19 protein-coding genes are annotated in these 20033 nt (G+C 61.1%); 8 read left to right on the top strand and 11 right to left on the bottom strand.

The window, feature by feature from the left end:
• On the top strand, positions 1–1003 hold a 1003-nt coding region (locus tag MEFOE_RS14290; RefSeq protein ID WP_235809637.1), incomplete at its 5' end, for a hypothetical protein.
• 40 nt (positions 1004–1043) lie between these two features.
• On the opposite strand, the gene MEFOE_RS13125 is transcribed toward MEFOE_RS14290, so the two are convergent.
• The 5 genes from MEFOE_RS13125 to MEFOE_RS13100 all read right to left on the bottom strand — a co-directional run bounded on the left by MEFOE_RS13125 (position 1044) and on the right by MEFOE_RS13100 (position 5751).
• Complete coding sequence (locus MEFOE_RS13125) at positions 1044–1247, bottom strand: hypothetical protein (protein ID WP_067052787.1); 204 nt, start codon at positions 1245–1247, stop codon at positions 1044–1046.
• Positions 1248–1514: 267 nt separating this feature from the next.
• The gene (locus MEFOE_RS13115; protein ID WP_067052783.1) at positions 1515–2720 is read right to left on the bottom strand and encodes an ABC transporter permease; all 1206 of its coding nucleotides are present in this window, start codon (positions 2718–2720) and stop codon (positions 1515–1517) included.
• 4 nt (positions 2721–2724) lie between these two features.
• Complete coding sequence (locus tag MEFOE_RS13110; protein ID WP_067052781.1) at positions 2725–3924, bottom strand: ABC transporter permease; 1200 nt, start codon at positions 3922–3924, stop codon at positions 2725–2727.
• Positions 3921–4598, bottom strand: coding sequence for an ABC transporter ATP-binding protein (locus MEFOE_RS13105; protein WP_067052780.1), 678 nt, complete (start codon positions 4596–4598; stop codon positions 3921–3923). Before MEFOE_RS13105 ends, MEFOE_RS13110 begins: the two co-directional genes overlap by 4 nt.
• Complete coding sequence (locus MEFOE_RS13100; RefSeq protein ID WP_067052778.1) at positions 4591–5751, bottom strand: ABC transporter permease; 1161 nt, start codon at positions 5749–5751, stop codon at positions 4591–4593. The genes MEFOE_RS13105 and MEFOE_RS13100 overlap by 8 nt, the downstream gene beginning before the upstream one ends.
• A 99-nt stretch (positions 5752–5850) precedes the next feature.
• On the opposite strand from MEFOE_RS13100, the gene MEFOE_RS13095 reads away from it, so the two are divergent.
• Both MEFOE_RS13095 and MEFOE_RS13090 read left to right on the top strand, forming a co-directional pair.
• The gene (locus MEFOE_RS13095) at positions 5851–6693 is read left to right on the top strand and encodes a deoxyribonuclease IV (RefSeq protein WP_067052776.1); all 843 of its coding nucleotides are present in this window, start codon (positions 5851–5853) and stop codon (positions 6691–6693) included.
• Between the two features lie 366 nt (positions 6694–7059).
• Positions 7060–8190, top strand: a complete 1131-nt coding sequence (locus tag MEFOE_RS13090; RefSeq protein ID WP_067052774.1) for a CPBP family intramembrane glutamic endopeptidase — start codon at positions 7060–7062, stop codon at positions 8188–8190.
• Between the two features lie 741 nt (positions 8191–8931).
• Here MEFOE_RS13090 and MEFOE_RS13085 read toward each other — a convergent pair.
• Complete coding sequence (locus MEFOE_RS13085) at positions 8932–9699, bottom strand: V4R domain-containing protein (protein ID WP_067052772.1); 768 nt, start codon at positions 9697–9699, stop codon at positions 8932–8934.
• A gap of 88 nt (positions 9700–9787) precedes the next feature.
• Between MEFOE_RS13085 and MEFOE_RS13080 the strand changes: the two genes are divergently transcribed.
• Both MEFOE_RS13080 and MEFOE_RS13075 read left to right on the top strand, forming a co-directional pair.
• Complete coding sequence (locus MEFOE_RS13080; RefSeq protein ID WP_067052770.1) at positions 9788–11005, top strand: FprA family A-type flavoprotein; 1218 nt, start codon at positions 9788–9790, stop codon at positions 11003–11005.
• A gap of 104 nt (positions 11006–11109) precedes the next feature.
• Positions 11110–11733, top strand: coding sequence for a hypothetical protein (locus MEFOE_RS13075; protein ID WP_067052768.1), 624 nt, complete (start codon positions 11110–11112; stop codon positions 11731–11733).
• An 837-nt stretch (positions 11734–12570) separates the two neighbouring features.
• Here MEFOE_RS13075 and MEFOE_RS13070 read toward each other — a convergent pair.
• The 5 genes from MEFOE_RS13070 to MEFOE_RS13050 all read right to left on the bottom strand — a co-directional run bounded on the left by MEFOE_RS13070 (position 12571) and on the right by MEFOE_RS13050 (position 16083).
• Positions 12571–13479 (bottom strand): metallophosphoesterase, encoded by a 909-nt coding sequence (locus MEFOE_RS13070; RefSeq protein ID WP_067052766.1) that lies wholly within the window; start codon positions 13477–13479, stop codon positions 12571–12573.
• A gap of 307 nt (positions 13480–13786) precedes the next feature.
• Entirely contained in the window at positions 13787–14362 is a 576-nt protein-coding gene (locus MEFOE_RS13065) for a DUF7504 family protein (protein ID WP_067052764.1), read from the bottom strand.
• Positions 14359–15108, bottom strand: a complete 750-nt coding sequence (locus tag MEFOE_RS13060) for a PAS domain-containing protein (RefSeq protein WP_067052762.1) — start codon at positions 15106–15108, stop codon at positions 14359–14361. The genes MEFOE_RS13065 and MEFOE_RS13060 overlap by 4 nt, the downstream gene beginning before the upstream one ends.
• Positions 15109–15112: 4 nt before the next feature.
• Entirely contained in the window at positions 15113–15715 is a 603-nt protein-coding gene (locus MEFOE_RS13055) for a chemotaxis protein CheX (protein ID WP_067052760.1), read from the bottom strand.
• Positions 15715–16083, bottom strand: a complete 369-nt coding sequence (locus MEFOE_RS13050; RefSeq protein ID WP_067052758.1) for a response regulator — start codon at positions 16081–16083, stop codon at positions 15715–15717. Before MEFOE_RS13050 ends, MEFOE_RS13055 begins: the two co-directional genes overlap by 1 nt.
• Before the next feature lie 246 nt (positions 16084–16329).
• Here MEFOE_RS13050 and endA point away from each other — a divergent pair, with 246 nt between their 5' ends.
• Genes endA through pheS form a run of 3 tightly spaced genes read left to right on the top strand, consistent with a single transcriptional unit; the run spans position 16330 to position 20031 of the window.
• Positions 16330–17334, top strand: coding sequence for a tRNA-intron lyase (endA, locus tag MEFOE_RS13045; RefSeq protein WP_067052756.1), 1005 nt, complete (start codon positions 16330–16332; stop codon positions 17332–17334).
• A 10-nt stretch (positions 17335–17344) separates the two neighbouring features.
• The gene (locus tag MEFOE_RS13040) at positions 17345–18598 is read left to right on the top strand and encodes a tryptophan--tRNA ligase (RefSeq protein WP_067052753.1); all 1254 of its coding nucleotides are present in this window, start codon (positions 17345–17347) and stop codon (positions 18596–18598) included.
• On the top strand, positions 18598–20031 hold the full coding sequence (gene pheS, locus MEFOE_RS13035) for a phenylalanine--tRNA ligase subunit alpha (RefSeq protein WP_067052751.1): 1434 nt from the start codon (positions 18598–18600) through the stop codon (positions 20029–20031). The genes MEFOE_RS13040 and pheS overlap by 1 nt, the downstream gene beginning before the upstream one ends.
• Positions 20032–20033 lie beyond the last annotated feature (2 nt).

Here is a 20033-nt window from a genome sequence, read left to right as displayed (position 1 = left end):
CGATCTGACCCATGACATGACCGAGGATCTGAATGACGATCTGATCGATGATCTGATCGATGACATGACCGATGATCTGATCGACGACCCGACCACCGACCCGACCACCGACCCGACCACCGACCCGACCACCGACCCGACCACCGACCCGACCACCGACCCGACGACCAGATCCATCCTCCTGTGCCTCTGGGCGGAGGATGCAACCCGGGCCCATGAGGACGGAGACCCCCTCCATAAAATGGCCGGGAGCCAGCTCTCCCCACCCTGCCGCTTCGACAGCACGAAGACGGTGAAGTACCGGGCGGTTGTCCTCGGCATCCCGGACACCGGGGCGGTCTCTGCCCGCGTGGTGATGCCCGACGGGTCGCCGGCCCATGAGGCGACGCTCTCGCCCCTCGACAATGGCAGGGAAGCATTCTTGAGTGCGGAGTCAGCAGGCCTTGTCAGGTATGCTCCCGGGTGGAGTCCTGCCCTCGTCCGTGCGGCGCTCAGGACCGGGGCCGTTTCGGTGCGGGGCGGGGAAGCCGACCTTGCATACTGGCAGATGCCGGGCGACTATCGGGTGGAAGTCTCCGGAGGCACCGCGACACCGGTGTCCGGCATGTATACCTACCTGCCGGTCGCCTGCTGCGAGTTTGACTTTTCTGTGGTACCCTATGGGGGTGCCCGCCTCAAAACCAGCGCCCGGATCGTGGGAGACACCGACTTCGGGACCGCGGACCTGCCCACGGTGCGGAACATCGGGAATGTGCCCTGTACGATTCTTGTGGAGCAGGACGACATGGGACTGGGACAGCGCGCCGACGGCACATGGAATATCATCTACGGCGCTGCGCTCGGTGACGGCGGCGAGGTCGGTTATGGCCCCTCCAGCCAGACCGCACTCCCGGGCGCCCTCCCGGTACGGGCCGCCAGGCCGGTCTCCTTCTCCCTTCAGGTCCTTGCAGGTTCAGGGGGGTATTCGGGGCATATGACCCTCTCCTGCATCCCTGCCTCCTGAGCCCCGGCGCTCTCGATGAAGACGAAAAAAAAGCAGGGGTCTATTGCTCTTTCATGATATATTCGGCGATTTTCAACTGTTTCAGGATTTCCAGGGCCTCTATTTTCTCGGTCTTGCTGAGGCGCCGGATCGCATCGCGGACTTCCTGGTCGGATACGGTGAGCAGTCTGGAGACATCGCCGGTGTCCGGTTTCCCCTGCAGGATTTCGTGCAGCCACTCTGCTGCTCCAACCTCTGCTGTCATGCTCGATCTATTATCCCGATACTTGGTTTATAAATATTTGCTTTTTCTCTCGTATGTCCTTTCCTCTCTCCCGTATTTCTCCGGGGCTCGAATGTCATTGTCCCGTTCTTCGAGGAGTAGCATGATAACCTCCATCGACTGATGGCCGCTCTGGCGGCGGTGAAAGCGCGGTGCACGGAGAGCGAGTCCGCCCTGATCACGTACAGCCATGTGTCTCCCTGGGCGATCGACGATCCATATGCTCGTATATATAGGTGTCCGTCCCTTTCACTCGTAGCGAAGAGCTTCGATCGGATCGAGGTGCGCCGCTTTCCAGGCAGGATAGACACCTGCGAGGAGACTTGTCCCAATCCCGAAACCGATGCCGAGGATGATTGCCCTCACCCCCGCAGCGTCGAGGGCTGTCGGTGAGGTACCATATCCGGCAAAGATGGTCTCCGCCACCGAGGCGGTGATCGCATACCCTGCGACGATCGAGAGCGCCCCGCCGATAAGGCTCCCGGCAATGCCGAGGATGATCGCCTCGTACAGGAACATCAGGAGGATCTCACGACGGAGCGCCCCGATGCTCCGCATCACCCCGATCTCCTGTGTCCTCTGGGTCACCGAGATGATCATTACGTTCAGGATCGAGACGCTGGAGACGAGGAGGGCGACGCCCCCTATCCCCATGAGGAAGGTCGAGATGGCGTCGTAGGTCTGGTAGTACAATTCCAGGATCTCCCTGGAGTCCTGGACGTCCACCACCTCTTTGCGTCTGTTCATCTGCTCGTTCACCGCGGCCTTGACCGCTGGGATCTCCCCCAGGTCGGCGACCTTGATCACCACCCTGTCATAGTCCTCCTCGCCGCGGAGGTCGGTGTACCAGTCATGGGTGACGACGATGGCATAGTCGGGGTTGATGTCGATTGCAAGCCCCCGCTCCTCCAGGACGCCGGCAACTCTGACATCCTCGCCAGCCAGTGAGACCCTGCTCCCTGCCCTGATGTCGAGTTCATCGGCGATGAGCGCGCCGACGAGAACCCCTCTGCCTGATCCCGGCGGGAACGACCCCTCCGCGACCTGGAGGAGGAGGGGCATGTCGTCGGCGTGGATGACGATCACCGGGACAAAGCCGCTCTCTCTCTCTTTTTTGAGCACCTCCGCGGTCTGGATGAGGGGGATGGACGGGTTCGCCCCGGCGGCCCGCGCGATCCTGTCGGCGTCCCTTTCGGTGATCCCGGTGGCAAGGGCCGACCTTGGGTCGAAAGGGTCGCCGCTTGCGGCCGCAAGGTGGGGGGTGACGACGACGGTGTCCGAAACATCGGCGACCAGGCCGGAGAAGAGGACGATCAGGTTGTTGCCCAGGATGCCGAGGGATGCGATGGCAAGGACACCGATGATGATCCCGAGGGCCGCAAGCCCTGACCGCACCCAGTGCCGTCTCAGGTTCCGCACCGCAAAGACGAGAAAGATCCGCTGCGCCGTCCGCACTCATTCACCCCCGTATGGCCTCGATCGGCTTCATCCTCGATGCCTGCCAGGCCGGGTAGAGCCCGGATGCCATGCTCGTCACCGTCCCGAAGACCATGGCAAAGAGTATGTAGGCGATCGAGACCGGGTCAAAGACAGTCACCCCCTCGGCGAAGGTGGTGCCGGCGGTGAACACCTGAATGGCGGCGATGCTGATGAAATACCCCCCGACAAAACTGAAGGCCCCGCCAATGAGACTGCCGGCGATGCCGAGGATGAGGGCCTCGTACAGGAACATCAGGAGTATCTCGCGGCGGAGTGCTCCGATGCTCCGCATCACCCCGATCTCCCGTGTCCGTTCGGTGACCGAGATGATCATCACATTCAGGATCGAGACTGCCGCGATGACCAGGGAGACCGCCCCGATCGCGAGGAGGAACCGTGTCATTGCAGCATAGATCTCGGTCATCTGCCGCAGGGCCTCCCGCGAGTCGGTGATGTCGACGACGTCGTCGCGCCTGTTGAGGAGACTGTCGACCTCCTCCTTGACGCCGTCGATCTCCGCAGGGTCGGCGACCCGGATCACCACATAGTCGTAGCCCTCCCTGTCCGGGAAGAGGTACCGGAACCTCTCCTCCACGATGACGACAGCATAGTCGGGGTTGATGTCGAAGGCAAATCCCCTTTCAGCGATGATGCCGGAGACGATCGTCTGCTCGTCGCCGAGACGGACCCTACTCCCGGCCCGCAGGTCGTACTCCCTGGCCAGGTAGGTGCCGACAAGGGCGCTCCTCGACCCGGTGCGCAGGTCGTTCCCGTCCTCCAGGTCGAGGAGGAAGGGGATGTCGTCGGTCGCGAGCCCGATGACCTGGGCGTACCCTCCTTCGTTCCCGACCGTGATCTCGCTGGCTCCCTGGAGGACGGGGATTACCCTGTTCCCCCCTGCCGCCCTCTCGATACGCTTGACATCGGCGTCAGGGATGGTGGCCGCGACGACAGTCCTCGGGTCGCCGACGAACCCGACGCCGCTGAGGGCGGTGTGCGGCGTGATGACGATCGTGTCCCCGACATCGGCGATGAGAGCGGCGGCAAGGAGGTTGATGGAGTTCCCCATGACGCCGAGGGACGCGATCGCAAAGACACCGATGACGATCCCGAGAGTGGCGAGGACGGACCGCGCCTTGTGGCGCCGCAGGTTCCGCACCGCGAAGGTGAGGAAGATCATGCGATCCTGCCGTCGACGAGGGTGATCCTGCGCCGTGCGTACGCGGCGACGTTCTGGTCGTGGGTGACCATGATGATCGTCCTGCCCCGCCTGTTCATATCGTCCAGAAGTTCCATGATCCCGGTCCCGGTCTTCGTGTCCAAGTTGCCTGTCGGTTCGTCGGCAAGGAGGATCTCGGGGTCGTTGATGAGGGCGCGGGCGATCGCCACTCTCTGCTGCTGCCCGCCCGAGAGTTCCGCGGGCGTGTGGGAAAAGAGTTCCTCTTCAAGGCCGACGGCGGCGAGGACCTCAAGGCAGCGCTCGGTGCACCCCCCTTTCTGTTCCTTCAGGATATGGGGGAACTCCACGTTCTCGATGACATTCAGGAGGGGGATGAGGTTGAACTGCTGGAAGATGAAGCCGATATGGTCCCGCCGGAGACGGGTGAGGTCGTCGTCGGAGAGCGTGCCGATGTCTTTTCCTTTGATGGAGAGGGTGCCGGCGGTCGGGGTGTCCAGGCAGCCCATGAGGTTCAGGAGGGTGGACTTCCCCGACCCCGAGGGGCCCATGATCGCCAGGAACTCGCCGGGCATCACGTCGAGGGAGACATGGTCAAGTGCGACGACGTCGCCTGCCGGCAGGGGGTAGACCTTGGTCACGTCCGTGAATCTGATGATTGGTTCTTCTTCATTCATGCCGCAACGCCTCGATCGGGTTTACATGGGAGGCCTTCCACGCGGGGTAAAGGCCGGAGAGGATGCTTGTGCCGATGCCGAAGGCCATCCCGTACAGGACGTAGACAAGGCTTGAAGGGACAAAGAGGTACGAGGTGTCCTGAAGCATGACGCTGACCGCGAGGTAGCCGCCGACAAAACTCATGAGACCTCCGATGGCGCTCCCGGTCAGGCCGAGGATGAGGGACTCGTACAGGAACATCAGGAGGACCTCTTTCTGCAGGGCGCCGATGGACCTGATCACCCCGATCTCCTTTGTCCTTTCCGTCACTGACATCATCATCACATTGAAGATGGAGACCCCGGCGACGACGAGGGAGATGCCGCCGATGGCCGTGGTGAACGTCGAGATGCTGTTGAAGGTCTCGATGAGGGTTTCCAGGATCGCCTTCGTGTCGAGGACGTTCACCACCTGCTCTCTCCTGTTGAGCTGGTCCTCGATGGCGGCCTTGACCGCGTCGATCTCGTTGAGGTCGCGCACCTTGACGATCACCTGGTCCCATTCGTCCACGTCGTAGAAGTCCTGGTAGAAGGTGTCTGAGACGACGAGGGCGTAGTCGGGGTTGATGTCGAAACCGACGCCCCTTTCGCTGATTATCCCGGCCGTCCTGAGCCTTTCCTCCTGGTCGCCGACCCGGATCCGGCTTCCGACCCTGAGGTCGTACTCTTCGGCGAGTTTCGCGCCGACCATCGTCGTTGTCTGGCCCCGCAGGTAGACGCCGTCGTCAAGGTCGAGGAGTTCGGGTACGTCCTCCTGGCGCATCCCGTAGATGGATGCGGCCCCGACTTCGCCGCCGATGACGATCCGGTCCCCGCCCACGTACAGGGGGACCACGATATTCGACCCGACGGCGCGCTGGATCTCGGTCACCTGCCTGTCTGAGATCCCTTTCGAGGAGGCGCCGGGCGGCCCGTTTCCTCCGCCGGTATGGGGGGTGACGACGATGGTGTCGCCGACGTCGGTGAGGGTGTCGGAGATGGAGAGCACCAGGCTGTTGCCGAGGATGCCCATCGATGCGATGGCGGCGACGCCGATGACGATGCCGATCACCGCAAGGAGGGACCGGAGCCAGTGGAGGCGTACGTTTCGCCTGGCGAACTCAAAAAAGATCATACCGACACTTGCATCCCTGAGCGGTGCGGCAATAAATGTGCCGGTCCGGCGCCTCTCCGGATCGTCACCCTCATCTCTCCTGATGCCCCACGCATCTCCATGCTACGCGTCGGTTGCCATGTCTCCATCGCCGGGTCCCTTGCCGATGTCGTTGGGCGGGCCGGGGAACGGGGGTGCACCACATTCCAGATCTTCTCCCGGAACCCGCGGGGCTGGATGTTCAAGCCTCTCACCGACGGCGAGGCCGCTGCCTTCCGCTCCCGCCTCGCCGCCTCCGGGATCGGCCCGGCCGTCGTCCACATGCCGTACCTCCCGAACCTCGCCTCGCCGAAGGAGGAGGTGTACCAGAAGTCTGTCCAGACCCTTGCCGCCGAACTCGGTCGTTGCGACCGCCTCGGCGTTCCTTTTCTTGTGATGCATCTCGGCAGCCACCTGGGTACCGGGATCGAGGGCGGGCGTCGGCGGCTCATCGACGGCGTCCTGCACGCCTTTGACAAGGCTGGGGGTGATGCAGCCCTCCTCCTCGAAAACACCGCGGGGACGAAGAACAGTCTCGGCGGGACCTTCGAGGAGATCAGGCTGATCCTGGATGCCCTCCCCGAAGAGAGGACTGCTGTCTGCTTCGATACCTGCCATGCCTTTGCGGCGGGCTATGACCTGCGGGAGGAGACTGTCGTCGGGGCGACCATCGACGCCTTCGACGACGCGATCGGACTCGGCCGCCTGCGTGTCATCCACTGCAACGACTGCAAGGGCGCTCTCGGTTCGCACCTCGACCGCCACGAGCACATCGGCCTCGGGGCAATCGGGGAGGAAGGTTTCCGGGCCTTCTTTGCGGTCCCGGCGGTCCGGCGTCTGCCCCTGATCTGCGAGACCCCGGTGGACGATCGGCGGGACGATGTTGGGAACATCGCGATGGTGAGAGAATTCGCTGGCGCATAGGAGCGGGGTCTCCGGCCTCCTGTTTTTCTGACCCGACTGTGTAAATGCTGAAAAAGGGAGCTCTGTAGAAATCTTCATTCTCGGATCGATCTCGCCTCAGAATGATCGGCCCTTTGCCTTCCAGACCCTATCTTCATCCCCCACAGACAGAGGATCGGTGGGGGCGGCGATTGAGCGAGGTCTCTACCTGTTCTTCTATCGTGAAAAGAGGGATCAAGAAACCTTCCACGCCCCGGAGATCTCTTCGAAACTGTTTTCATCCGGTATGCTTGAGGCGTGCGTTTCATGAGCGATTCTGCAAAGCCGAAAAATCGGGTGGAAGGCGGATATTTATGATCCGCGGGCGTACAGTGATCTTCTGATATCATGATGGACAGATCCACCTTCCACCCATTTTTGATCCTGCTTGCCCTCCTTGCCGGAGCGCTTGCCCTCGTCGTTGGTCTCTCCAGCGACCCGCAGGGCGACATCGGCCTCTTCTTCTCGACAGGGGCCGAGGCGGCACCGATCTTTCTGATCGCCCTCCTTGCTTTCCTCTCTTTCGACCGCCCGCGCCTGCGCCCTGTCGTTGCGGCCCTTGCGGTCATGTTCGTCCTGGCGCTTGCGCTTGTCTCCTGGTTCTTCTGCCTGGCGCCCTGGATGTCCCTGCTTGAGGTCGAAGAACCGCCTTTCGAGATGGTCCTCGCCCTCTTCGAGGGTCTGCTCCTCTCCCTGCTTGCGGCCGCAGTCAGCATGATCGGTTTTTTCAGACGGTTCCGTCTCTTCCTTGCGCAGTATATCCCGATCGATCCTGACAACTTCGTCCACACAGTGGCCCTGGTGATGATCACCGCCCTCATGATCATCCCGCCCATCCCCCTCCTGGTCATCGGCCACCCGCCCCTCGTCGACCTGATAGCCAATCCCGAGTTCGCTATCGCGCCGATGTCCCCGGCAGATGCGGCGAAGACTGATGCATATGGTCTTTTCTGGACCATTCTCGGGGCTTTCATCGCCGTCGGTCTCTTCGTGAAACGGTCTCTTCCCGAGGCCATGGACCGCCTCGGTCTCGTGATGCCGACGCTCAGGTCGGTCGCCTTCGCCCTCGGCGTCGGTGTAGCCCTCGTCCTCGTCTTCTCGGTCGTGGACCATGCGATCGCGGCAGTCTGGAATTATTTCGGCTGGTACGTCACCGACGCCGATTATACGGAGGCGCTCTTCGCCTCGTACCTGACGCCCTGTGCCGCCCTCGTTGCGGCTGTCGTCGCGGGCGTGGGCGAAGAACTCGCGATCCGCGGCGTCCTCCAGCCGCGCTTTGGTATCGCGTTCTCGGTCCTCGTCTTCGCCGCCCTCCATGCCTACCAGTACGCGTGGGACGGCCTTCTCTCTGTCCTCCTTGCCGGCCTGGTCTTTGCGTACCTCAGGGTCAGGACGAACACGACCGTCTGCGCTATCACCCATGCCACCTATGACTTCATCCTCTTCTCCCTGATCATTCTCGGGATCGGCGGTGTGTGACCTCTCAATCGGGAGACCGATCCCTTTTTTGGATCTGAGAGTTCATGTCCGTAAGATCGAACCCGGAATGGCAGACCAGAATATCCTGAAAATCTAGTTTTCCGTCCGAAACTGCTTTATTTTTTCCGTGGGCGTAGAGATATTTTGATGTTCTATGCTCCTCTGATGCCCTAATGCCGAAAAAAGTATGATGAGTTGGCTCTGTAGAATCAGGCATGAGTCTCGGGGGACTCAAGCATACGCGATGAAAATTGTTTTTTGTGGTCTGCTGGTCAACATGCCTTCCCCCACGCTCGCGCCGGGGGACTACCTCGAAGACCTTCGGTCTTCTCGTTGCCCCCGGACCCCCGCAGTGCGATAGGGCCGGGAAGGCAGAATGCGGACCTCCCATCTCGAAAAGGGGATGCTCGATGAGAGTCAGAGTCTCGTGCAAACCCGGAGAGACGTTCTCCAAGATCATTTTCATGGTAAACCCTTGCGTGAAAGTACTTCCTGACGTGATAGGGGAAAAAATTCTGTTCAGACGTGCCGGGTCCAGGGGGGCTGCCGCCCCCCATACCCCCTGCCATTACGATAGGGGCAGGGATGGCCTCCTCCTCCAGGACTCCGACCCTTTCTTCCCGGGACCAATCCTCGCGCGGGGGTCCGGGGGCAAAAGTCCCCCGGCGAATGGGAACGGGAAGGCAGAGGATCGGCACGCACTATCAACCGATGGAGGAGGATTTCTCCAAAGCCGATGAGTTATTTTTTGGGCCCGGCTTCCCTGATCACGAACCGGCAGTAGGGATCGCCCGCGGCATAACAGTGCGTCTCGGTGACCTCCATCTCCCTCCCGAACTGTGCGGAGAAGACAGTAGTGAGGATGCCGGTGTCGAAGGAGCAGGCGGGTCGCCCGATCCGCGGGAGGTCAGCGCACTCGAAGCAGTCATAGACGAAGACCTCGAAGGGCGCCGCAGGCCCTGCCTCAACCCGTCCGAGGCGGTGCTCTTCCCAGAAACAGGCGACCTTGCCGAGAAAATCTCCTGCGTTCTGGTCGGTGAGGGCCGGCGCCACCGCCTCGCCGACCTTTCTCCCTGCCTCGAAGAGGACGGGGTCGAGGTTGACGCCGGTCTGCATGAGCATCGTCCTGAGGGTCCGAAACATCAGGCGGTAGAAGGCGAAGGGGTCGCCATCCCCCTCATTGTACTCAACCGCATAACGTGCGAGTTCCTCCGGTATCCGGTCCACGGCCGAGAGCGCACCGAGGTGGTCGGCGGCGATGAAGAAGATCTTCCGCCGTGCATCTGCAGGATCCGGTCGCTCCCCCAGGATCCCCTCCTCCACCATATCTCGCAGGTGGACAGAGACCGTTGACTTCGCCCTCCCGGTCCTCTCCACGATCGTGTCGAAGGGCATCTCCCCGTCCGCGAGCATCTCCAGGATCGCCACCCTGACCGGGCTTTTGACCGCATGAACTCCTCCCCTGCTTGCGAAGAGTTCGATCTGTCCCCCTCTCCCCGTCGTGCCCATCTTTCAGAGATGAGATCGGAAGAATCATATAGTTTTTGTTCGTATACCATAGAATGTTAGTAGCGTTACGAACAAAAGGTGATAACAGATGAAAGCGACAGAACTTGCACAGGGCGTCTACTGGGTCGGCGCCATCGACTGGAACCTCCGCGACTACCACGGCTACACCCTGCCCGGGACGACATACAATGCCTACCTCGTCGTCGGCGAGGAGAAGACCACCCTCATCGACACCTGCTATCCTGGCTTCGAGGACCAGGTGCTCGGCCGGGTGGCCTCGGTCATCGACCCGAAAAAGATTGACGTGATCATTGCAAATCACATCGAGGTGGACCACTCGGGTGGCCTGCCGAAGATCGCAAAGATGCTCCCCGGCGTCCCGATCTACTGCACCGAAGTCGCGGTGAAGGGTTTTGCCCGCCACTACAACACGAAGGACTGGAACCTGAAGGTGGTGAAGACCGGCGAGACGCTCGACCTCGGCAAAAAGACCCTGGTCTTCCTGGAAGCGCCGATGCTCCACTGGCCTGACTCGATGTTCACCTACCTCGCCGAAGAGAAGATCCTCTTCCCGAACGACGCCTTCGGGCAGCATGTCGCCTCCTCCGAACGCTTCGATGACGAACTGGGAAAAGACGTCGCTCTCGGTCACGCGAAGAAGTTCTTTGCGAACCTGATCATCCCCCTCGCCCCGAAGGTGCTGAAAAAACTCGGCGAGGTCGGCGACCTCGGCATCGGGATCAGGATGATCGCCCCCTCCCACGGGGTCATCTGGCGCTCCTATGCCGCCGATATCGTCACCTCCTATGTCGAGTGGTCGAAGGGCGTCTCTAAAGACAAGGTGACGATCGTCTACGACACCATGCACGGTTCGACCGACATGATGGCGAAGGCCCTTGCCGACGGCGCGATGGACGGCGGCCTCGAGGTGAAGGTCTGCCTCCTCAAGGATGGGAGGTACGAAGGCTGCCACCGCTCAGACATCGTTGCCGAGATGCTCGACTCGAAGGCTCTCCTTGTCGGGTCGCCGACCCTGGAGGACGAAGTCCTCCCGACAGTCGCCGGGTTCCTCTCGTACCTCCGCGGTCTCCGGCCCGGACGCCTGGCAGAGAAGAAGGTCGGCTTTGCCTTCGGCTCGCACGGCGGCCACGGCGGTGCGGTGGATCAGATCGCCGGCGACATGAAGAAGGCCGGGATCGAGGTGATCGACGGGAGCATGGAGGTCTACTTCAGGCCCGACGCCGACGAGCGCGAGGCGTGCTACCGGGCCGGCCTTGCCCTTGCCGAGCGGGTAAAACGGGTGTAAATACCGGGGAAAAACTGCACATGCCTAACTTCCGGGCGGGAACCCCCCGCCCTTCTTTTTCCGGGTAGTCTTATATGGCCGGCATCCCATAGGAGCATCATCCCATGGGGCGCCGGCTGAATTTTTCCGGGATCCTCCTTGCCTACGCCGTACAGGGTCTCATCCTCCTCCAGGTCGGGTACAGCTTTGCCAGGGGGGATTATTTCCTGGGCCTCGTCGGTTCATTCGCCTTTTTTCTCACCACCGTCCCGTACCTCGTCAGGAGGAGGTCTGACATCTCGATGCCCTGGGAAGTGAACCTCCTCATCGCCCTTTCCCTTTTCCTCCATGTCGCCGGCCATGTCAGCGATTATTATCTCCTTTTTTCCCCCTACTACGACAAGGTCGCGCACTTCGTCTCCTCGATCACCATCTCGGTCCTGGGCTTCGTCCTCGTCCTCCTGGTCGACCGCTACTCGGGCCTGCAGCTCACCCGGCCGATGATCATCTTCTTCATCGTTATCTTTACGATGGCCCTCGGTGCCTTCTGGGAGATCTACGAGTACCTCTTCGACACCTTCCTCGGGACCGCCCTCCAGCACGGCCTCGACGACACGATGACCGACCTGATCTTCGACCTCTTCGGGGCGGTCATCATCGCTGCTGTCGGGAACTTCTACCTGCGGAGGCTGACGAAGGAGGAGATGGCCCTGTTGTTCATGAACCCTGCTCCAGAAAAGAAGGTATAGGATCTTTGTTGAAATCCTCTCGAAAGTCCTTCCTGAAGCGAGAGGGGGAAAATCCTGTTCTGAAGGGCCTGTTCCGGGGGACTACAGCGAAACCTTCGGTTTCTTGACCTCACTTCGGCCGTCACTCGAAAATCAGAGATTTCTCAAGGTCGCTATCGCTCTCTCCTCCCGGTCGCCCCCACCATTACGATAGGACAGTGGATGGCAGACATCTTCAGGTTGCAGGGTTTATCCGTTCAAGGTCCAATCCTGAGCGGGGTCAGGGGGCTGCGAGCGGAGTGAGCACAAGAAAATCTCTGATTTTCGGTGTAGTCCCCCGCTCTCGATGAAAGGAAAAAGGGTGATCGGCACCTCTCTTCATGGGTGGGAGGAGGCAGTGACTCGATGCATGAGAATTTCGGCTTTGGAGAATTCCTCCTCCATAGGTTGATAATGCGTGCTGATCCTCTGCCTTCCCGTTCTCCGGGGGACTTTTGCCCCCGGACCCCCGCGCGAGGATTGGTCCCGGGAAGAAAGGGTCGGAGTCCTGGAGGAGGAGGCCATCCCTGCCCCTATCGTAATGGCAGGGGGTATGGGGGGCGGCAGCCCCCCTGGACCAGGCACGTCTGAACAGAATTTTTTCCCCTATCACTTCAGGAAGTACTTTCACGCAAGGGTTTCTACAGAGCCAGAATTTCAACAGAGCCTGTATAGGAACATGGGAAAATTTCCCGGGATCCTGCGAGGAGGTAATCCGATGGGGGGCGCGGCACTCGAAATATTCCGCCATCCACGCCATCCTGGCCGGGGCGTAGCCCCCCGGCCAGGGCATTCCTGAACGAAAGTGCTCCAGAGTCTTTAGAGAGTCCCGGCCGGGCCGATCAGGACGATCTCAGGCGGGGCATTGAAACGCAGGTCTGTCCTGAGGTTGGAGGTGCCGATGCCGCGGCTGATGTACACCGGTGCCCCGCCCTTCTGGATGAGACCGGAGAGTTCGATGACGCCCCGGTCGTTCAGGTCCTTGACGCCCGGTATCATGACCTGCCCGCCATGGGTGTGGCCGGCAAGGATGAGGTCGGCGTCCCAGTCGGCCCGGCACTCAGGCTCGTGGATCATGTAGATCGTGAAGGCATCGTCATCCTCCGGCACCGCGGGCGGGTCTGCCATGCCGGCCCAGCCGTCGTCCACGCCGACGATGCGGAGCCTGTTGCCATCGATGTCGAGGGTGACATATTTGTTTCTCAACACCGTGACGCCGTTCTTTTCAAGTTCTGCCTCGACCGAGTCGGCGAATGCGACGTCGGCCGTCCCGTCCCTGAGCGTGCTCATGTCGTAGCCTGCCGCCGTCCGGGTGGTCTCTTTGATGGCTGCGACCCTCTGCAGTCCGCTGAAAGCATCTGTGCCCGACCTGTAATCGTGGTTGCCGAGGACGGCGTACACCGGTGCGTCGATCTCCTGCCAGACCTGCTGGAGGGAGAGGTCCGGGTCTTCGCCATAGACGAAGTCCCCGCCGATGAGCACGACCGAGGGATGGAGGGCGTTGATTTCATCGATCATCTGTCTGGTGTGGTCCATGGTCTCCGCTTTCAGGTGGGGGTCGGCGATGAACACGACCCCCTCGGGGGCGTCGTCGAAGGAGAGGGTGGTGACGGAGGAACTCTGCCCTTCGAGGGCCATGTACCCCAGGGTCGCAGGTGTGCAGACGAGGAGAGCGATGGCGATGAAGGCATATCCGGGGTTTTCCAGGTGAGGTAGTCCGATCCCCATGGTACTCGCGATTTTTGATCTGGTGGATATATAGGGGGTGGGGTGGTGGCATGCCGGAGGGATCCGGACGGAAATGTTTGGGTGCATTGATTGCCGATGCCTCTATTTTAAAACAATTTTTCTGCAAAAAAACTGTTATTATCTATTTTTTCCTCGTCGGAGGCTATCTATATCGGTACCTCTCCCTGATGATCCGCACCGCTCTCCCCGGGCGCGGGGGAGGACCGGTTCGCGGTGGGAATTGATGAAAACATCATCGCCATAGGGCCGCGCATCTCACGTATTCGCAGGGATTAACGGGTTGTGGCTACGAGGATGGAGCTTGTGGGGAAACCGGAGCCTCGATCCTGATCACTTCGCTGGAGAAGGTGAGCAGGTTATCGAGGAGAATGGGGCTGAGACTGTTCTCGGCGGCGAGGAAGACGAGGGGCGTGTCCATGATGCCGAGCTTCGCCGATGCGAAGTGGATGAACTTCGATACGTCCTCTGAGGAGAGGTGGATGAGCATCGTGGTGACCGAGTCGATAAGATAGCATGTCCGCTCTTCCGGGTACATCCTGAGCATCTCGGTGATCGCGATGCTGAGGCTGGTCAGGTCCCGCGGGTTGCTGACAAAGGCCGTGTTTTCCCGGGGTGGCGGTGGTGTCCCGAGTGCGTACTTCGTGATTGCGTCGATAAAGGAGACCCGCGAAGTATCGATGCCGCGGCGTGCATAGACCTGTATGAGTATCTGGGAAGGCTGGCTGACGGTGATGACGACCGCCCTGAACCCCTGTCTCACGATCTCTTCGACAAGGGCGACATTTGCGTCCCTGAGCATCTTCGGACTGGATAGGGCGAGGTAGACCGCAGCGTCTTCAAGACCGGGCAGCGAGATGCTCATGATTCGTATCCCTTTTCCAGCAGGAATTTTCTGAAAATTTCCGGGATATCCCGGCGTCCCCCGGTGGCTGCCTTGATAAGTTCTGCCAGATTCTCTTCGATCGCCCCGATCGTGCCGATCTCCACCTGGAGTTGCATCCTGATCTCCTCCGGACGCCAGTCTCCTGTATCCAGATCGCCGATGATCCCCTCCAGGTCTGCCCTGACAGTTTCTGCCGGGTGCATGACCCGCGACGCGCTCTCGATGAGATACGCGAGGAGTGCCTCCTGGGCAGCCTTCAGTTCTTTTTCTGCTTTTATCCGCTCCTCAAGTTCATGTGTGAGATTGTTTTTCGTCGCCCTGTATGCCACCACCTCGCGGGTCAGGGTGCTCACGTCCTCGCAGACGATCATGACATTTGATCTCCCTTCTTCTTCGCTGGCGACCGGGATCAGGGTGGTGCGCTGGATCCGCATTTTTCCGTCGGGAAGGCATGAGGGGATGAGGTAGTGGTGGATCTGGGAGGAGAAGACGATCGGTGCGCCCCCTTGTAGGACCTGATTGATCCGTTCAGTGATAACCGGCCTTTTCAGGGACGGGAAGCGGACGGTTATCTCCTCTCCCCGTATCTCGTCTGTGGGGATCCCGGTCCACTCCTCCAGGCAGGCATTCCAGTAACAGACCCTGAACTCCGGATCGATGATGCATATGCCGACCGGCAGGAAGTCCATCCCCTGCCATGCGCCGACAGACCCACGCGTCTCCATCCGATCAATCTCCCCTGACAGAGGCGATCCTGTCGAGGAGGACGTCCAGAGATCCGATTTCCAGGATCATTGCGATGACGCCTTCGACATTGATCTCTTCGACGAAGAACCTGGTGTTGGCGAGAAGAACCCTCTCGTCCGGGTCGAAACGTGTTGCCCGGGCGATATTTGCGATCGTGTCCTCGACATAGGTCGGGGGCGTGTAGGTGATCTGCTGCCCGAGGACATTCCCGATCGATCCCATGACCCCGTTGATGAAGATGTTCCCGACCTCCATCAGCGTCTCCGTTCTCAGTGCATCAAGTTCGGGCTGGTCCTCCTCCTCGCCGGTGATCGCCATCACCAGGGCCGCGGCACTTTCGGGAGGAAAGATCAGGGCGGTCGTGCCGGTGAAAAAACCCCTGAAATCTATCTTTACCGTTGCGGCACTTTGCGGGCCGGAAAGCCCGTCAACCCGGTCGAGTTCATCGAGGCCGATCACCTGGAGCGTCGGTACCTGCAGGGTGATATGGGAGCAGGTGATCTCGTTGAGCATCGCCGCCGCTCTGCCGACGCCGATGTTCACGAGTTCCTTTATGGCGTCGATATCTTCGGGGTCGACGTCCATCAGATCCCGCCCTGATCGAGTATATCTCTGATAGTCGCCAGAAGATCGTCTTTTTTCAGCGGTTTGTTGAGGCATGCCCTCGCGCCCATCTTACGGCATGCATCAAGGGTCGACTCCTGGATGTCCGCGGTCAGGATGATGACCGGGGCCGTCAGCCCGCGTTCACGGAGCTGCTTCATCATTTCGAAACCGTCCATCTCAGGCATCAGGAGGTCAAGGACGATCAGATCGGGTGGATTTTCGGCTGCAAGGTCCAGCCCTTCACGTCCGTTCCTGGCGCAGACCGTCTCAAAACCCTCTTTGTCGAGGATGGACGAGATGATCTTTCTCTGAAAGGATGAGTCATCGGTGATTAAAATGCGTGGCATCGTCTTCAGCTCTCTGCCCCGAATAATTTGGTATCAGGTGGTAATAGTCGTTCTGGTGAAGGAAATATTCTTCCACCATGGCTGTTTATTGGGCAGGATCGCCACCCTGAAGATCTATTCCATGATTATCATATTTTTCTCTCATAATCTTGTTATCAGGAGTAATCCTGTCCTGTCACGACAGGCTCCCTGCCCGTGGGGCAGGTCGTCTTCTATATATTCCCTGCCACCCCACGTATCTTTCACGTGAAGGCAACATTCGACGGCAGCAACCTCTATCTGAAACAGGACACCTCGCTCTATGAGAGCGGGGGATACGGGCGACCTGAGAAGGGCGGGCTCCGTCTCTCCCCGGAGGAGGGGCTGTACCTCCTCTGGAGGAAGAGGATCGACCTCGAAGGCTACGATTTCTCCGGCCTCCTTGCAGACCTCTCCCGGGAACCGGGTTTTTTCCGGCGGTACCTCGTCTACCGCGACCTCAGGGAGAGGGGCTACGCCCTCCAGACCGGGCCGCACGACTTCAGGGTCTTCAAACGCGGCGAGAGGCCGGGGAAGGGGCAGTCCCTGTACCTGATCCGGGTGCTCGCCGAACGCGACCTCGTGGACTTCGACCGGGTCGTCGCCGAGGTGGCGACGGCCGGGAACATGCGCAAGCAGTACCTTATAGCGGCGGTGGACGACGAGGGCGAACTCACCTACTATGAGGTGAAGACCAACCACCTCGCCGGTTCGGAGGCCCCCGGTGCGGCCGCGACGGTGAAAGGGGAGGCCTTCGGTGCGGTCGTCCTGGTGAGAGCCGCGGCCGCCCCCTGGCTTGAGACTGAAGGCTATGGCAAACCCCTCGACCCCGAGCTGACCATGCTCTCCCCGGTGGAGGCGCTCTTCCTCATGGATGGGGACAGGCTCACCATCGTGCAGCAGGAGTCCCCTCTCGGTCGGGACGAGTATCATGCCGTCGCCGCTGCGACCGACGGCGAACTTGCAGAGAAGGTCGTCGTCTATACCGACCTGCGCAGGCGCGGCTATGCGCCGAAGACCGGGTACAAGTTCGGCCACCACTTCAGGGTCTATGGCGAAGGGGTCAAGCACTCCCTCATGCTCGCCCATGCTATTCCCTCGGGCACCGCCCTCACCATGGCCGTCATCTCGCGCTCTGTCCGCCTGGCGCACAGTGTCAAAAAGAAGATGTTGTTTGCCTGTGTACATATAAACGGCATCCAGTATATCGAATTTGCACGAATAAAACTGTGAGATCTGACTTATGCAGCAGGGGATCAATCCATGGGCCAGCAGCCAGACGGTCGATGTCGAAAAACTCTTCTCCGATTTTGGCATCGAACCGATCAGCACCGCCACCTCAGGCCTCCCCGAGGTCCCGTCCTTCATGCGGCGGGGGATCGTCGTGGGGCACCGTGACTACGGGAGGATCGCCGACGCGATCCGGACAGGATCGCCATTCAATGTTATGACCGGGTTCATGCCCTCGGGCCACCCGCACCTCGGCCACCTCATGGTGATGAAAGAGGTGGTCTGGCACGTGCAGCATGGGGGCCGGGGCTATATCGGCGTCGCCGACCGCGAGGCCCACGCCGTCCGCGGGATGTCGTGGACGCAGTGCAGGGAGTACGGCCGGGAGTACCTCGCCTGCCTGTACGCCCTCGGCTATGAGGGGACGACCTACTACCAGAGTGAAAACACCCGCCTGAAAGACCTCGCCTTCGAGGCGGCGACGAAGATCAACTTCTCCGAACTCCAGGCGATCTACGGCTTCACGCAGGACACCGCTCTTGCCCATGCGATGAGCGTGGCGACCCAGGTTGGGGACATCCTCTTCCCGCAGCTCGACTGCGGCCCGTCCCCCACCGTCGTCCCTGTCGGGATCGACCAGGACCCCCATATCAGGCTGACCCGCGACGTCGCCTACAAACTCCGGATGTTCCTGGTCGAACGCCGGGACGGCTGCATCAGCGTCCGCTCGAAGAACGCGCCCGAAGCGGCGATCGAGGCCGTCCACCGTGCTTTCCCCGGCTCGAAGAAGTACGAGGGCCACGTGGACATCCCTGGCGCTTCCTGTGAGGCGGTCGAGGAGACGGTGCGGGCGATCGAGATCGAGCAGGGCGGCTTCGGCTTCGTCCTCCCCTCGGCCACCTACCACACCTTCATGCCGGGCCTGCAGGGCGGCAAGATGTCGTCGAGCGTGCCGGAGAGTTTCATCTCCTTCTGGGAGACGGAGAAAGATCTCAAGAAAAAGGTGATGGCCTCCCTCACCGGCGGGCGCATGACCCTCGAAGAGCAGAAGAAACTTGGCGGCGAGCCGGAGAAGTGCTCGGTCTATCTCCTCAACCTCTTCCACATGGCCCCCGACGACGAGGAACTCGCCGAGATCTGCAGGAAGTGCCGTGCCGGCGAGATGATGTGCGGCACCTGCAAGAAGGAGACCTTCGAGAGGACGAAGGAGTACTTAAAGGATCTCAGAGAGAAGATGGACGAAACAGCACATCTGGTGGATGGATAATGGCAGACCTCACCCTGAATGAAAAGCGGCTCCTTGTCGCCCTTGCCCCGATGGGCGAGGGCAGTGCAGCCGCCCTCGCCACGGCACTCGGCACGACCGAGGAGGCGGCCGTCCAGTACGCCCACCTCTGCGCCGACCGCGGCCTTGCCGCGGTGACGCGGACGAGCGCGAAGACCTATTCCCTCACCCCCGAGGGGGCGGAGTACAGGGAGCACGGTCTCCCCGAGAGGCAGATCCTGGACTCCTTCGAGGGCTCCATCTCGATGAAGGACCTCCAGGGCCATCCCCTCTCCAGGATCGGGATCGGCTGGCTCAGGAAGAAGGGCTGGATCGCGATCACGAAGGGCGTCGCGGAGAAAACGGGCGAGGCCGCGCCGGGCGAGGACGAGATCGCCCTTGCAGACCCGAAGGAGGGGATGCCGGGCATCGCCGACCTCCTGAAGAGGAACCTCGTCGAGGAGCACGAGGAGGTGGCCTATACAATCTCGATCACCCCCGAGGGCCGCGCCCTTGTCGCCACCGGCCTCGACCTCGTCGAGGAGACAGGCACCCTGACGCGGGAGCAGATCCTCGACGGTTCCTGGCGGACGGCAAACCTGAGGCGGTACAGCCTCTCGACGCCGCCGAAGCGCATCTGGCCGGGCAAGTCCCATCCGTACCAGCGGATCATCGACGAGGTGAAGAGGATCCTTCTGGACATGGGCTTTGTGGAGATGCAGGGCGAGATCGTCCTCTCCGCCTTCTGGGACTTCGACGCCCTCTTCCAGCCGCAGGACCACCCGGCCCGCGAGATGCAGGACACCTTCTATCTGGACATGAAAGAGCCCCTGCCCGCCGGATATGAGGGCGTGCGCGACATGCACGAGCACGGCGGCACGACCTCCTCGACGGGATGGGGCGGCGTCTGGAGCACCGAAGTCCCGCAGCAATGCGTGCTCCGCACCCACACCACCCCCTTCTCGATCAGGTACCTCATCGACCACCCCGAACCCCCGGTCAAGGCCTTCGCCCTCGGCCGGGTCTACAGGCGCGAGGCGATCGACCCGACCCACACCCCCGAGTTCGAGCAACTCGAAGGGATCGTCATGGACGAGGACGTCTCCTTCCGTCACCTTCTCGGCTACCTCAAGGAGTTCTACGGGCGGATGGGCTTTGAGAACGTCCGCTTCCGCCCCGGCTACTTCCCGTACACCGAGCCGTCGGTCGAGCCCGAGGTCTGGGTGGACGGCCTCGGCTGGGTCGAACTCGGCGGCGCCGGCATCTTCAGGGAGGAGGTCACCGCTCCCTGGGGGATCGAGACGCCTGTCCTTGCCTGGGGCCTTGGCATTTCCCGCGTGGCGATGCTGAAGCTGGGCCTGAAAGACCTTCGCCAGCTGTACCGGAGCGACATCGACTGGATCAGGGAAAGCCCGGTGATCAGGAAGGAGGAGTGAGC

It is taken from the genome of Methanofollis ethanolicus, assembly GCF_001571385.1.
GTDB classification, from domain to species: domain Archaea; phylum Halobacteriota; class Methanomicrobia; order Methanomicrobiales; family Methanofollaceae; genus Methanofollis; species Methanofollis ethanolicus.
This window is presented reverse-complemented; position numbering and strand designations above follow the sequence as displayed.